Raw genomic sequence first — 14,014 nt, forward strand, 5'->3', positions numbered from 1 at the left:
GACTGCGGCGTGGTGCGACCAGCTTCCGGCAGCCGGGACCTCCCGTCCGACGGAGGCCCTCTGCCACGTCTGCGCCCGCGTGCGGCAGGCCTGAGGGGGCTGTGGTGGGGAAGCGAAGAAGCGGCCTGACGGCGGGGGGCCCGCCACGGGTGGCGGCACTGCTGTCGGCACTGTTCCTCCTGCTGGCGGCCTGCGTGACGTACCTCACGACGACCCCCGCCGCCGCGGACGGCACCGACGCGTGCACGGCGACCAAGGGCGCCGTGGTCGCCGTCGACTTCGGGCCCTTCGGCGGCAGGGTCGAGCGCGGCTGCGACACCAGCCCCACCACCGGGTACAACCTGCTGCACGACACCGGCTTCACCACCGCGGGCACCGTGCACGACGGCCCCGCCTTCATCTGCCGTATCGGCTTCGCCTCCTTCAACTCCGGTACCCAGTACCCGACTCCGGACAAGGAGTCCTGCGTCCTCACCCCCCAGGCCACCGCCTACTGGTCCTACTGGATCGCCGCCCCCGGCCAGCACGACTGGACCTACAGCCCTCAGGGCGCCATGGACCGCAAGCTGAAGAACGGCGACATCGACGCCTGGGTCTACGGCGGCACCGACGTCGGCGGCTCCACGGGCCAACCCGCCTTCACCCCCGACGACGTACGCGCCGGATCCACCGGCACCCCCGACCCGGGCAGCACCCCCACCGGCGCCCCCGGCAAGGTCGATACAGGCGCCGCCGCGGCATGGCTCAGGAGCAGCCTGACCGACGGGGAACGCATCGTCGACGACGGCGCCACCACCCCCGACTACCCGCTCACCGCCGACACCGCCTACGCGCTCGCCGCGGCCGACGGCAAGAGCGCCACCCTCGACAAGGTGACCGGCTTCCTCGCCGCCCACGCCGCCGACTTCGCCTACCCGAACGGCACCGACCAGGCCCCCGACGCCACCGCCGTGGCCCGCCTGGCCCTGCTCGCCGAGACCACCGGCCGCGATCCGCGCACCTTCGGCGGTCACGACCTGCTCGCCGCCCTCACCGGCAATGTGTGCGCGGCGGGCCCCGAGGGCGACCATCCGCTGTCCGGCTGCACCGCCAAGGGCGACTTCCGCGCCTCCTCCTACGCCGAGGGCCAGGCCCTGGCCGTACTGGCCCTGCTGCGCGCCGGGGTGACGCCCCCGGCCGCCACCGTGGACCGGCTCACCCAGCTCCAGTGCAAGGGCGGCGGTGTCACCAGCATCCTCATCCGTCCCGGCGAGTACTGCGACGGCGACCCCGCGACCACCGGGCTCGTCGCCCTGGTGCTGCACCGGGCGGGCGGCCACGAGGCCGCGGTGAGCAGCGCCCGTACGTATCTGGCCAAGTCCCAGCGGGCGGACGGCGCCTTCCCCGGCTCCACCGGCTCCGACACCGGCAGCGTCACCGCCACCGCGTATGCCGCCCAGGCGCTGCGTGCCCTCGGGGACACCGTCCGCGCCGACGCCGCCGTGGGCTGGCTGTCCCGGCAGCAGCTGAAGGGCGGCGGCTTCGGCTTCGACGAGGGCGCCACCGACCCGGCCGTCTACGCGACCTCACCGGCCGTCCTCGCCGGTGCCGCCACCAGCCTGGTCACCCTCACCACCACGACACCCCCGCCGCCGACCACGCCCCCCGCCGATCCCACCGTCCCCGCGAGCGGCGGCCCCGACCTCAAGAAGGGCGTCGCCTACCTGACCAAGGCGGCCAACCTCAAGGGCGGCCGGTACTACGGGGACGGATTCACCACGGGCCGCGCCGACTTCGGCCTCACCATCGACGGCGCCTACGCCCTCGCCGCCACGGGCCTGGACAACGCCGGGCTGCGCGGCATCGTGGACTTCCTCGACCACGGCGGCAAGGACGGCACGGGACGCACCGTCAACGACTGGACCGGCGTCGGCACCGCGTACGCGGCGGGCGGCTCCCTCGGCAAGACCGCACTGCTCGCCGAGGCCGTCGGCCGCGACCCGCGCCACTTCGCCGGGCACGACCTGGTCGCCGCCCTCGCCAAGTCCGTCTGCGCGGGGCCCAGCACCGCACCGGACCGCTCCTGCGCGGCCAAGGGCGCCTACACCTACGCGCCCTCCGTCTTCGCCCAGGCCCTGGCCGTCATGGCGCAGCTGCGCGCGGGCGAGAAGGCGGCCGCCGCGCGGCCCGTCGCCTACCTGGAGAGCCTCCAGCAGCCCAGCGGGGCCTGGCCCAGCCTGATCCCCTCCTCCGGCGACTTGGACGTGGACTCCACCGCCATCGCCGCCATGGCCCTGAAACTGGCGGGCGGCACCGCGGCCGACCGGGCCGTGGACCGGGCGCTGGCCTGGATCGCGTCGAAGCAACTGGCCGACGGCGGCTTCCCGGGCGCCGCAGGCGACTCGGTCAACTCCGCCGCCCTCGCCGTGCAGGGGCTGTCCCTGAACGCCGGGACCTACGCGGCGAAGATCACCAAGGCGCGGCACTTCCTCGCCGCGCAGCAGAACGCCGACGGCGGCTTCAACGTCGCCAAGGGCGGCCAGCGCGGCTCCGATCTGCGCGCCTCCACCCAGGCCGTCGGCGGCGCCACCGGGATCTCCTTCGGCACCCTCCGGGGCAGCCTGACCGGCACCACGCCGCAGCCGACCCCCAGCCCCAGCGGCAGCGCCCCGGAGATCGTCACCACCGGCAGCAGCAGTGCCGGAGCGGGCGGAGCCACCGCCAGCGGCGGCGAGGGCGGTGTGCTCGCCTCCACCGGAGCCCAGGTCGGCGCCCTGGCCGCGATCGCCGCCCTGCTGGTCCTGGCCGGCTGGCGCACGGTGGCCGTCGCCCGCCGCCGCACCGACCCGGGACGGCAGCGATGAGGGCCGCACGGGTCCTGAGGGCGCTGGCCGCGCTCGGTCTGGCCGCGGCCGCGGTCGCCGCGACCGGCACCCCGGCCGCCGCCGACCCGGAGCCGATGGGGCGCTGCACGACCACCTCGGGTGCCGTGCTCGCCGTCGACTTCAGCCACTGGGGCGGCCCCGTCCTCCGCTCCTGCGGCACCACCCCGACCACCGGCTACGAGCTGCTCAACGAGGGCGGCTGGAGCACCACCGGCACCGGTCACGACGGCCCGGCCTTCATCTGCCGCATCGGCTACAGCGGTTACCGCGGCGGCAAGCAATATCCCACCCCCGGTGAGGACGACTGCGTCCTCACCCCGCCCGCCACCGCCTACTGGTCGTACTGGCACGCCGACCCGGGCGCCAGGGACTGGAGCTACAGCCAGCTCGGTGCGATGCTCTACAAGCCCAAGCCCGGCAGTGTCGATCTGTGGATCTTCGGCAGTACGAACATCCAGGGCACCGAGGGCCGCCCGAGGATCACCCCCGACCAGCTCCGCGCCCACAACACCGCACCGCAGGGCGACGCCGGGAAACCCGCCTCCACCCGGAAGGCGCCCCCGCTGCCGCCCGACGTGGACACCGGACCGGCCCCCGAGCAGCAGAAGCAGACCACCGTACCCGCCACTTCGCCCGCGCCCGCACCGAAGAAGGCCGGGCCGAGCACCACCCCGAGCCCGACGCCGTCCCCCACACCCAGTGCCGCCACAAGTCCCGCGGCCGCGGCGGCTCCGGGCTCCGGCACCCGGGTCGTCGACGCCGCCCCGGCCGCCGAGGCCCGGCACGGCTCCGGCTCGATCGTCCCCGTCGCCACCGGAGCCGGTCTCGTCGTGGTGATCGGCGGCGCCGCCGTGTTCGTGGCGCGCCGACGCCGCCGTACCGAGTGACCGCGGTGGCCCCTACGACCGTGCAGCCCGCCCCGGCCGCCCCGGCACCGGCCCGGGGCGGCCGACGGCTGCCGCGGACCCTGCACCCGGTGGCCTGGTGGATCTGGGCGCTCTCCCTGGCCACCGCCGTCAGCCGCACCGACAACCCGCTGCTGCTGTTCCTGGTGCTGGCCGTCCTCGGCTATGTGGTCACGGCCCGGCGCACCGCGGCGCCCTGGGCCCGGGGCTTCCCGTACTACCTGTATCTCGCCCTGACCGTGGTGATGGTCCGGGTCGCCTTCCGGGCCGTCTTCGCCACCGGGATCACCCCGCACGACCACTTCCTCTTCTCCCTCCCGCACATCCCCACCCCCGACTGGTACGCGGGCATCAGCATCGGCGGCCCGGTGTCGCTGGAGGCACTGCTGTCGTCGGCCACCGATGGTCTGCGGCTCGCCTGCATGCTGTGCTGCATCGGCGCGGCCAACACCCTCGCCAACCCCAAACGGGCCCTGCGGGTGCTGCCCGGCGCCCTGTACGAACTCGGGGTCGCCGTCACCGTCGCGATCAGTGTGGCCCCGCAGCTGGTGCAGAGCGTGCAACGGGTCGCCCGGGCCAAGAAGCTGCGGGCCGGACGCACCCGGGGCATGAAGGCGCTGCGCGGCATCGTCGTCCCCGTCCTGGAGGACGCCCTCGAACGCTCCCTGCGGCTGGCCGCGGCCATGGACTCCCGCGGCTACGGCCGGGCGGGCACCGCCACCCGCCGCTCCCGCCGGATCACCGGCGCACTGATGCTGCTGGGTATGTGCGGCCTGTGCGCCGGGGCCTACGGTCTGCTCGACGCCACCGCGCCCGCCTTCCTCGGACTGCCCGCGATGGCGGCGGGTGCCGCGCTCTGCGTGGCGGGCCTGCGGCTCGGCGGCCGCCGCATCACGCGCACCACCTACCGGCCCGACCCCTGGCGTCTGCCGGAGTGGGCCGTGGCGGGCAGCGGGGTGCTCTCCGCCGTGCTGCTCTTCTGCAACCTCGGCTACGACCCCGCCCAGCTCAACCCCACCTTCTACCCGCTGACCTGGCCCGTCCTCCCGCTGGTGCCGACCGCGGCGATCCTGCTCGCCGGTACGGCCGGATTCCTCGCGCCCGAGCCCGGACCCGTCCAGAGAGCCGACGTCCCGTGATCACCTTCGACCAGGTCACCGTCCAGTACGACGACACCCCCGAGCCCGCCCTGCGTGACATCGACCTCACGGTGGAGGAGGGCGAACTCTGCCTGGTCGTCGGGCACACGGGCGTCGGCAAGTCCACGCTGCTCGGCGCGGTCAACGGGCTTGTCCCGCACTTCACCGGCGGCACCCTGCACGGCCGGGTCACCGTCGACGGCCGCGACACCGCCCACCACCCGCCCCGCGAACTCGCCGATGTCGTCGGCGTGGTCGGCCAGGACCCGATCGACGGCTTCGTCACCGACAGCGTCGAGGAGGAACTCGCCTACGCCATGGAGCAGTTGGCGATCCCCCCGGCCACCATGCGCAAACGGGTGGAGGAGACCCTCGATCTGCTCGGCCTCGCCGAGCTGCGCCACCGCGCCCTGCACGAACTCTCCGGTGGCCAGCAGCAGCGCGTCGCCATCGGCTCCGTCCTGACCGCCCACCCCCGCGTCCTGGTCCTGGACGAACCGACCTCCGCCCTGGACCCCACGGCGGCCGAGGAGGTCCTCGCCGCCGTGACCCGGCTCGTCCACGACCTCGGGGTCACCGTCCTCATGGCCGAGCACCGGCTCGAACGCGTGGTCCAGTACGCGGACCGCGTCATCCATCTGCCGGGCGACGGCCGGGCCCGGATCGGCGCACCCGCCGAGATCCTGCGTACGTCCACGATCGCACCGCCCATCGTCGAGCTGGGCCGGGCCGCCGGGTGGTCCCCGCTGCCGCTGTCCGTCCGCGACGCCCGCCGCGCCGCCGCCCCCCTGCGGGCGCGGCTCGCGGACCGCACCCCGGACCCGGTGCGCCCGCAGGTCCCCTACGGCGAACGGACCCGGCTGCTGGCGGCGCGCGGCGTCCAGGTCTCCTACCGGGGGGTCGCCGCCGTCCGCGGGGCCGACCTCGATCTGCACGCGGGCGAGGTCACCGCGCTCATGGGCCGCAACGGCTCCGGCAAGTCCTCCCTGCTGTGGGCCGTGCAGGGCTCCGGTCCGCGCCGGGCCGGAGCGGTGACGGTGGCCGACGGCGCCCGCGGCGGCACGGACCCGGGCGACGTGCCGGCCGCCGAGGCCCGCCGACTCGTCGGACTGGTCCCGCAGACCCCCGCCGACCTGCTCTATCTGGAGAGCGTCAAGCAGGAACTCGACCAGGCGGACACCGAGTCCGGCGCCGGGCCGGGCGCGCGCGCCCTGCTCGACCGGCTCGCGCCCGGCATCGACGACGCGACACACCCCCGTGACCTCTCGGAGGGGCAGAAGCTCGCCCTCGTCCTCGCCATCCAGCTCTCCGCCGCGCCCCGGATCGTCCTCCTGGACGAACCGACCCGGGGTCTGGACTACCGGGCCAAGTCGGAGCTGATCGGCATCGTGGACACGCTCGCGGCCGAGGGCCGGGCGGTCGTCATCTCCACCCATGACGTGGAGTTCGCCGCGCGGGCGGCCGACCGGGTGGTGGTGATGGCCGAGGGCGACATCGTCGCCGACGGTCCGACCGTCGATGTCATCGTCTCCTCGCCCACCTTCGCCCCGCAGACCGCGAAGATCCTCGCCCCGCTGCCCTTCCTGACGGTCCAGCAGGCGGCGCGGGCGCTGGCCGCCGACGACGAGGGGGCACATCCATGAGCACGCCCAGGGACATGCCCCCGGGTGCCCGGCCCGTCGCCGCGATCCGGCTGACCCCGCGCGTCGGTGTGGTGGTGGCGCTGGCCGCGTTCCTCGGACTGGTCGCGTTCTTCTGGCCGTTCGTGGTCGCACCGGGCACATTCGGTTCCAACTACGCGCCCCCGCTGATCTTCGGGGTGCTGCTGGTGCTCGTCCTGTGCGTGGTGCTGTCGGAGATCGCCGAGGGCGGCATCGACTCCAAGGCGCTCGCGATGCTGGGGGTGCTGTCCGCGGTCAACGCGGCCCTGCGTCCGCTGGGCGCCGGGACGGCGGGCATCGAGACCGTCTTCTTCGTCCTGGTCCTGGCCGGGCGGGTGTACGGCCCCGGCTTCGGCTTCGTGCTCGGCTGCACCTCGCTCTTCGCCTCGGCGCTGATCACCGGCGGGGTCGGGCCGTGGATGCCGTACCAGATGTTCGGGTGCGCCTTCGTCGGGATGCTCGCCGGGTTCCTGCCCCGGGTGCGAGGCCGGGGCGAGGTGCTGATGCTGGCCGTCTACGGCTCGCTGTCCGGCTATCTCTTCGGCTTTCTGCTGAACCTGTCCTTCTGGCCCTTCTCCCTGGACCCCAACAGCTCCCTCGCCTATCTGCCGGGACTGCCCTTCACCCAGCAGTGGCACCGCTATGTCGCCTTCGACCTCGCCACCTCGCTGGGCTGGGACACCGGGCGGGCCGTCACCAACTTCGTCTGTGTGCTGCTGGCCGGTCCGGCGGTGCTGACCACCTTCCGGCGGGCCGCCCGCCGGGCCCGCTTCCGGGCTCCCGTGCGCTTCCCGACCGCCCGAACGGCCGAATCCGACCCCTCCTGACCTGCAAAGCCGTGCGACGGGGGGCGTCGGGGGTGGAATTACTAGGACGTCCAACTATATATTCGGGGGGAAGGCCCGCGGCGCGGGGAAGCCGGGTGCGACACCGGCCCGCTCCCGCCACCGCGACCGGGGAGCACGCCGTGGAACAGGGCGCCCCCGTCCGTCCGCGCCCGGCCCGAGCGCCGCCCCGGATTCCCCGACGAGAGCAGGCTCCGCATGAACCGCCCGCAAGAGACCGCCTCCGTACGCGAGTTGACCCACTTCATCGGGGGCAAGCACACCCCGGGGGCCTCGGGGGCCCACGGCGAGGTGTACGACCCCAACACCGGCCGGGTGCAGGCCCATGTGCCCCTGGCCGACCGGGCCGAGACCGAGGCGGCGATCGCCGTCGCCGTCGAGGCGCAGCGCGAGTGGGGCGAGTGGAACCCGCAGCGCCGCGCCCGGGTCCTGCTGCGCTTCCTCCAGCTCGTGGAGGAGGAGAAGGACGCGCTGGCCCGGCTGCTGTCCGCCGAGCACGGCAAGACCGTCGCCGACGCCCACGGCGACCTCCAGCGCGGTCTGGAGGTCGTGGAGTTCGCGGCCGGTATCCCGCACCTCCTCAAGGGCGAGTTCACCGACAACGCGGGCACCGGCATCGATGTCCACTCGCTGCGCGCACCGCTCGGCGTGGTCGCCGGGATCACCCCCTTCAACTTCCCCGCGATGATCCCCCTGTGGAAGGCCGCCCCCGCCCTGGCCTGCGGCAACGCCTTCATCCTCAAGCCCTCCGAGCGCGACCCCTCGGTCCCGCTGCGGCTCGCCGAACTCTTCCTGGAGGCGGGCCTGCCGCCCGGCGTCCTCAATGTCGTCAACGGCGCGCGGGAGACGGTCGACACCCTGCTGGAGGACCCGCGGGTGGCCGCCCTCGGCTTCGTCGGCTCCACCCCCGTCGCCGCCCACGTCTACGCCACCGCCGCCGCCCACGGCAAGCGCGCCCAGTGCTTCGGCGGCGCCAAGAACCACATGATCGTGATGCCGGACGCCGACCTCGACCAGGCCGTGGACGCCCTGATCGGCGCCGGATACGGCTCGGCCGGGGAGCGCTGCATGGCGATCTCGGTCGCCGTGCCGGTCGGCGAGGCCACCGCCGAGGCACTGGTCGCCCGGCTCAAGGAACGCATCGGCACCCTGCGCATCGGCCGCAGCGACGACCCCGAGGCCGACTTCGGCCCGCTGGTCGGACCGGACGCGCTGGACCGGGTGCGCTCCTATGTCGACCTCGGTGTCGAGGAGGGCGCCGACCTCGTGGTGGACGGACGCGACTTCGTCCTGCCCGGCCACGAGGAGGGCTTCTTCGCCGGGGCCTCCCTCTTCGACCGGGTCACCCCCGACATGCGCATCTACCAGGAGGAGATCTTCGGCCCGGTCCTCTCGGTCGTCCGCGCCGCCGACTACGAGGAGGCCCTCCGCCTCCCCAGCGAGCACACCTTCGGCAACGGGGTCTCGATCTTCACCCGCGACGGGGACACCGCCCGCGACTTCACGCGCCGGGTGAACACCGGCATGGTCGGCGTCAACGTGCCCATCCCCGTGCCGGTCGCCTACCACACCTTCGGCGGCTGGAAGCGCTCCGGCTTCGGCGACCTCAACCAGCACGGCCCGGACGCCATCCGCTTCTACACCCGTACCAAGACCGTCACCTCCCGCTGGCCGGCCGGGCTGCGGGAGGGTGCCAGCTTCACGATCCCCACGATGGGCTGAGTGCCGTATGACCACCACCCTGCTCACCGAGGACCAGCAGGCCCTCGTGGAGACCACGCTCGACTTCGCCCAGGACCACCTCGCCCCGCACGCCCTGGAATGGGACCGCGACAAGCACTTCCCCGTGGACGTGCTCCGCAAGGCGGCCGGACTCGGACTCGGCGGCGTCTACGTCCGCGAGGAGTCCGGCGGCTCCGGGCTCACCCGCTCCGACGGCGTCCTCGTCTTCGAGACTCTCGCCTCCGGCTGCCCCTCCATCGCCGGATACCTCTCCATCCACAACATGGTCGCCTGGATGATCGACCACTACGGCGACGACGCCCAGCGGGACCGCTGGCTGCCCCGCCTGTGCGCCATGGACGACCTCGCCAGCTACTGCCTGACCGAGCCGGGCGCCGGATCGGACGCGGCGGCGCTCACCACCCGGGCCGTCCGCGACGGGGAGGACTGGGTGCTCACCGGCGTCAAGCAGTTCATCTCCGGCGCGGGCGCCTCCCAGCTGTATGTCGTCATGGCCCGCACCGGCGGCGCCGGACCGGACGGCATCACCGCCTTCGTCGTCGACAAGGACGACCCGGGCGTCACCTTCGGCCCCAACGAACGCAAGATGGGCTGGAACGCGCAGCCCACCCGCCAGGTGATCCTGGACGCGGTGCGGCTGCCCGCCGACCGGCTGCTCGGCCGCGAGGGCGACGGCTTCCGCATCGCCATGAACGGGCTGAACGGCGGCCGCCTCGGCATCGCCGCCTGCTCCCTGGGCGGCGCCCGCAGCGCCCTGGACCGCAGCCTGGCCCACCTCGCCGACCGGGAGGCGTTCGGCAGGCGGCTGCTCGACGCCGAGGCGCTGCGCTTCCGCCTCGCCGACATGGCCACCGAACTGGCCGCCGCCCGCGCCCTGGTCCAGCAGGCGGCCCAGGCACTCGACCGGGGCGACCCGCAGGCGCCGTACCTCTGCGCGATGGCCAAGCGCTTCGCCACCGACACCGGCTACTCGGTGGCCGACCGCGCGCTCCAGCTGCACGGCGGCTACGGCTACCTCAGCGAGTACGGCATCGAGAAGATCGTCCGTGACCTGCGGGTCCACCAGATCCTGGAAGGAACCAACGAGATCATGCGCGTCATCGTGGCCCGCGGCCTGACGGAGGCCTTCGGATGACCGGCAGCGCGGCGGACGCCCCCGTCCTGTTCCACACCGCGGGCCGGGCCGCCCACATCACCCTCAACCGGCCGAAGGCCCTCAACGCGCTCACCCACGAGATGGTGGGCCTGATCGACGAGGCGCTGACCGGGTGGGAGCAGGACCCGGCCGTCGAGACCGTCGTCATCACCGGAGCCGGGGAGCGCGGACTGTGCGCGGGCGGCGACATCCGCGCCGTCCACGACGACGCCCGCGACGGCGACGGCTCGGCCGCGGCCGCCTTCTGGCGCGACGAGTACCACCTCAACGCCCGTATCGCCCGCTACCCCAAGCCCTATGTGGCCGTCATGGACGGCATCGTGATGGGCGGCGGCGTCGGCATCTCCGCGCACGGGGGCGTCCGGATCGTCACCGAGCGGTCCCGGATCGCCATGCCCGAGACCGGCATCGGATTCGTCCCCGACGTCGGCGGCACCCGGCTGCTCGCCCTCGCCCCCGGCGAACTGGGCACCCATCTCGCGCTGACCGGCGCGCAGTTCGGCCCCGGCGACGCCCTGCTGTGCGGGCTCGCCGACCACTACGTACCGTCCGCGGCCCTGGGCGACCTCGTCGACGACCTCGCCGCCATGCCTGTGCGCCAGGCTCTGGCCCCCCGGACGCAGACCCCGCCCGAGGCGGGGCTGTCCGGCCGACGGGAGTGGATCGACACCTGCTACTCCGCCGACACGGTCGAGGAGATCGTCCACCGGCTGCTCGCCCACGGCGCCCCGGACGCCAAGGAGGCGGCCGAGACCCTGCTCACCAAGTCGCCCACCTCCCTCAAGGTCACCCTGGCCGCGCTGCGCCGCGCCCGGCGCCTCGGTTCGCTGGAGCTGGTGCTCGACCAGGAGTACCGCGTCTCCTGCGCGACCCTCACCAGCCCCGACCTGGTGGAGGGCATCCGCGCCCAGATCATCGACAAGGACCGCAACCCGCGCTGGTCCCCGGCCACCCTCGCCGAGGTGGCCGACGCCGACGTGGAACGCTTCTTCGCCCCGCTCGGCGACCGCGAACTGGGGCTCGCCGGCACCACAACCGCCACGGAGGTGGCCAGGTGACCACAACCCTCGCATTCATCGGACTCGGCCACATGGGCGCCCCGATGGCCGCCAACCTGGTCAAGGCGGGCCACCGAGTGATCGGCCACGACCTGGTCCCCGAGGCCCTGGACGGCGCCGTACGGTCGGGTGTCGAGGCCGCCGCGTCCGCGGTCGAGGCGGTGACGGACGCCGATGTGGTGCTCACCATGCTCCCCGCGGGCCGCCATGTCCTGGACCTCTACGAGTCCATCCTCCCGGCGGCCCGGCCCGGCACCCTCTTCGTCGACTGCTCCACCATCGACGTCGCCGACGCCCGTACCGTCCATGAACGGGCCGTCGCCGCCGGAATGCGCGCCCTGGACGCCCCCGTCTCCGGCGGTGTGGTCGGCGCCGAGGCCGCCACGCTCACCTTCATGGCGGGCGGGGGAGAGGGGGAGTTCGCCGAGGCGCGCCCCCTGCTGGAGGTCATGGGCAAGAAGGCCGTCCACTGCGGCGGCGCGGGCGCCGGGCAGGCCGCGAAGATCTGCAACAACATGATCCTCGGCATCTCCATGATCGCCGTGAGCGAGGCCTTCGTCCTCGCGGAGAGCCTCGGCCTGTCCCACCAGGCGCTCTACGACGTGGCCTCCACGGCGTCCGGGCAGTGCTGGGCGCTGAGCGTCAACTGCCCCGTCCCGGGCCCGGTGCCGACCAGCCCCGCCAACCGGGACTACCGCCCGGGCTTCGCCGCCTCCCTCATGGCCAAGGACCTGGGCCTTGCCGCGAACGCGGTGCGCGAGGGCGGAGTGCAGGCCGAACTCGGGCTCAGGGCGGCGGAGTTGTACGCCGCCTACGCCGAGCGCGTCGGGGCCGGGGAGGACTTCTCGGGCATCGTACGCACCATCAGGGAACAGAGCGGAGAGCACGCATGAGCACGGGCCCGGACACCGAGTACGAGACGATCCTCGTCGAACGCAAGGGCCGCACCGCCCTGCTCACCCTGGACCGGCCGAAAGCCCTCAATGCCCTGAACCTCCAGGTCATGAACGAGATGGTGGCCGCCACCGAGGCGCTGGACCGGGACCCGGACTGCGGCTGCATCGTCATCACCGGATCGGCGAAGGCGTTCGCGGCCGGGGCCGACATCAAGGAGATGCGGCCGCAGGGCTATATGGACATGTATCTCGCCGACTGGTTCGCGGCCTGGGACCGGCTGGGGCAGCTGCGTACCCCGACCGTGGCCGCGGTCGCCGGATACGCCCTCGGCGGCGGCTGCGAACTGGCCATGCTCTGCGACATCCTGCTCGCCGCCGACACCGCCGTCTTCGGCCAGCCCGAGATCAAGCTCGGTGTGATCCCCGGCATCGGCGGCTCCCAGCGGCTGACCCGCGCGGTCGGCAAGGCCAAGGCCATGGAGCTGGTCCTGACCGGCCGCACCATGGACGCGGCGGAGGCCGAACGCGCCGGGCTCGTCTCCCGGGTGGTGCCCGCCGACGACCTGCTGGGTGAGGCGCTGGCCGTCGCCGAGACCGTGGCGGGCATGTCGCTGCCGGTGGCGATGATGGCGAAGGAGGCGGTCGGGCGGGCCTTCGAGACCACCCTCGCCGAGGGCGTGCGCTTCGAACGGCGGCTGTTCCACGCGGTGTTCGCGACCGCCGACCAGAAGGAGGGCATGGGCGCCTTCGTCGACAAGCGCCCGCCGGAGTTCCGCCACCGCTGAGCCTTGCGGCCACCGGCACCTCCGCCCGGCCGGGCCCCTGGGCCCCGCCGGGCGGACTCTGTGGTTCCGGCCATCCGCCGACAGCCGGGGGCGCCCGCACTGGCGGGAACGCGACATCGACCGGCGGGCCCGCCGGTACCGCACCCCGGCCGCCCCCGGGGAGGCCGGCCGGTATGACGGACTTCCGCTACCGGGCCGCGGACGGCTGCGTCCTGCACGCCACGGCCGCGGGAACGGGACCGGCCCTGCTCCTGCTCCACGCGGGCGGCCCGACCACCGGAGCATGCTCCCGCTGGCCCAACTGCTCGCCGACCAGGGCACCGTGGTCCTGCCGGACCTGCGCGGCCACGGCCGCTCGCACTGCCCGGACCCGGCCCGCCACACCTGGGCCCGCTACACCGACGACCTGGTCCGGCTCCTGGACCACCTGGACATCGCCCGCGCCGTACTCGTCGGAGCGGGCCCAGGGTCTCGGCGCTCGCGCACCCGGACCGGGTCCCGGCCGCGGTGCTGATCGGTGTCGAGGACATCGAGGCGACGAGGCCAAGGAGGCGGAGACCCGCTTCCTGGACGCCTTCGCCGCCCGGGTCGCGGCCGCCGGGCCGGCGGCCGCCTGGGCGCCGGCCCTCGCCCAACTCCCGCCCCTGGTGGGCGGGATGGTGCGGGACGCCATTCCGCGCTCCGACCCCGCGAGCATCGCCGCCGCGGCCAGCGGGCACGACCGCTCCTTCCGCACCGTCGCCGAACTCGCCGCGGTCACCGCGCCGGTCCTGGTCTTCCCCGGCGGCGACCCGCGCCACCCCGGCGCCCTCGCCGCGGCGGTGGCCACCCTGCCGGACGCCCGGCAGGCCGCCACGCCGGTCGACGGCCGTCTGCACAGCGCCGCCGACCTCGCCCGGGCCGTCGCGCCCGCCGTCCGCGTGTTCCTGCGGACCCTCCCGGCGGTCTGACACCGGCGCCTC

Annotated in this window: 12 protein-coding genes; all 12 read left to right on the forward strand. The window is 74.2% G+C overall.

What is annotated here, in order from left to right; genetic code table 11:
* The first annotated feature begins 104 nt into the window (after positions 1-104).
* The 12 genes from ACIHAA_RS05675 to ACIHAA_RS05730 all read left to right on the forward strand — a co-directional run bounded on the left by ACIHAA_RS05675 (position 105) and on the right by ACIHAA_RS05730 (position 14,002).
* Positions 105-2,843: a prenyltransferase/squalene oxidase repeat-containing protein gene (locus tag ACIHAA_RS05675; RefSeq protein ID WP_399813518.1), complete on the forward strand. Its 2,739-nt coding sequence runs from the start codon at positions 105-107 to the stop codon at positions 2,841-2,843.
* Complete coding sequence (locus tag ACIHAA_RS05680) at positions 2,840-3,751, forward strand: hypothetical protein (RefSeq protein ID WP_399813519.1); 912 nt, start codon at positions 2,840-2,842, stop codon at positions 3,749-3,751. The genes ACIHAA_RS05675 and ACIHAA_RS05680 overlap by 4 nt, the downstream gene beginning before the upstream one ends.
* On the forward strand, positions 3,748-4,908 hold the full coding sequence (locus tag ACIHAA_RS05685; RefSeq protein WP_399813520.1) for an energy-coupling factor transporter transmembrane component T: 1,161 nt from the start codon (positions 3,748-3,750) through the stop codon (positions 4,906-4,908). The genes ACIHAA_RS05680 and ACIHAA_RS05685 overlap by 4 nt, the downstream gene beginning before the upstream one ends.
* Entirely contained in the window at positions 4,905-6,551 is a 1,647-nt protein-coding gene (locus ACIHAA_RS05690; protein ID WP_399813521.1) for an ABC transporter ATP-binding protein, read from the forward strand. The genes ACIHAA_RS05685 and ACIHAA_RS05690 overlap by 4 nt, the downstream gene beginning before the upstream one ends.
* Positions 6,548-7,396, forward strand: a complete 849-nt coding sequence (locus ACIHAA_RS05695) for an ECF transporter S component (protein WP_399813523.1) — start codon at positions 6,548-6,550, stop codon at positions 7,394-7,396. Before ACIHAA_RS05690 ends, ACIHAA_RS05695 begins: the two co-directional genes overlap by 4 nt.
* A gap of 216 nt (positions 7,397-7,612) precedes the next feature.
* Positions 7,613-9,136 (forward strand): CoA-acylating methylmalonate-semialdehyde dehydrogenase, encoded by a 1,524-nt coding sequence (locus ACIHAA_RS05700; RefSeq protein WP_399813525.1) that lies wholly within the window; start codon positions 7,613-7,615, stop codon positions 9,134-9,136.
* A gap of 7 nt (positions 9,137-9,143) precedes the next feature.
* Positions 9,144-10,292, forward strand: coding sequence for an acyl-CoA dehydrogenase family protein (locus ACIHAA_RS05705; RefSeq protein WP_399813527.1), 1,149 nt, complete (start codon positions 9,144-9,146; stop codon positions 10,290-10,292).
* Positions 10,289-11,371 (forward strand): enoyl-CoA hydratase/isomerase family protein, encoded by a 1,083-nt coding sequence (locus ACIHAA_RS05710; protein ID WP_399813529.1) that lies wholly within the window; start codon positions 10,289-10,291, stop codon positions 11,369-11,371. Before ACIHAA_RS05705 ends, ACIHAA_RS05710 begins: the two co-directional genes overlap by 4 nt.
* Positions 11,368-12,264, forward strand: coding sequence for a 3-hydroxyisobutyrate dehydrogenase (gene mmsB / locus ACIHAA_RS05715; RefSeq protein ID WP_399813530.1), 897 nt, complete (start codon positions 11,368-11,370; stop codon positions 12,262-12,264). Before ACIHAA_RS05710 ends, mmsB begins: the two co-directional genes overlap by 4 nt.
* Entirely contained in the window at positions 12,261-13,052 is a 792-nt protein-coding gene (locus ACIHAA_RS05720) for an enoyl-CoA hydratase (protein ID WP_399813532.1), read from the forward strand. Before mmsB ends, ACIHAA_RS05720 begins: the two co-directional genes overlap by 4 nt.
* Before the next feature lie 283 nt (positions 13,053-13,335).
* Complete coding sequence (locus tag ACIHAA_RS05725) at positions 13,336-13,566, forward strand: alpha/beta fold hydrolase (protein WP_399813534.1); 231 nt, start codon at positions 13,336-13,338, stop codon at positions 13,564-13,566.
* 142 nt (positions 13,567-13,708) lie between these two features.
* Positions 13,709-14,002, forward strand: coding sequence for a hypothetical protein (locus tag ACIHAA_RS05730; protein ID WP_399813535.1), 294 nt, complete (start codon positions 13,709-13,711; stop codon positions 14,000-14,002).
* Positions 14,003-14,014: the final 12 nt, after the last annotated feature.

This window comes from Streptomyces sp. NPDC052040 (genome assembly GCF_044548405.1).
Taxonomy (GTDB): Bacteria; Actinomycetota; Actinomycetes; order Streptomycetales; family Streptomycetaceae; genus Streptomyces.

Coding starts and splice junctions, on each gene's coding strand:
- ACIHAA_RS05695 (WP_399813523.1), top strand. CDS start 6,548: ATGAGCACGCCCAGGGACATGCCCCCGGGTGCCCGGCCCGTCGCCGCG.
- ACIHAA_RS05705 (WP_399813527.1), top strand. CDS start 9,144: ATGACCACCACCCTGCTCACCGAGGACCAGCAGGCCCTCGTGGAGACC.
- ACIHAA_RS05700 (WP_399813525.1), top strand. CDS start 7,613: ATGAACCGCCCGCAAGAGACCGCCTCCGTACGCGAGTTGACCCACTTC.
- ACIHAA_RS05720 (WP_399813532.1), top strand. CDS start 12,261: ATGAGCACGGGCCCGGACACCGAGTACGAGACGATCCTCGTCGAACGC.
- ACIHAA_RS05680 (WP_399813519.1), top strand. CDS start 2,840: ATGAGGGCCGCACGGGTCCTGAGGGCGCTGGCCGCGCTCGGTCTGGCC.
- ACIHAA_RS05730 (WP_399813535.1), top strand. CDS start 13,709: ATGGTGCGGGACGCCATTCCGCGCTCCGACCCCGCGAGCATCGCCGCC.
- ACIHAA_RS05710 (WP_399813529.1), top strand. CDS start 10,289: ATGACCGGCAGCGCGGCGGACGCCCCCGTCCTGTTCCACACCGCGGGC.
- ACIHAA_RS05725 (WP_399813534.1), top strand. CDS start 13,336: ATGCTCCCGCTGGCCCAACTGCTCGCCGACCAGGGCACCGTGGTCCTG.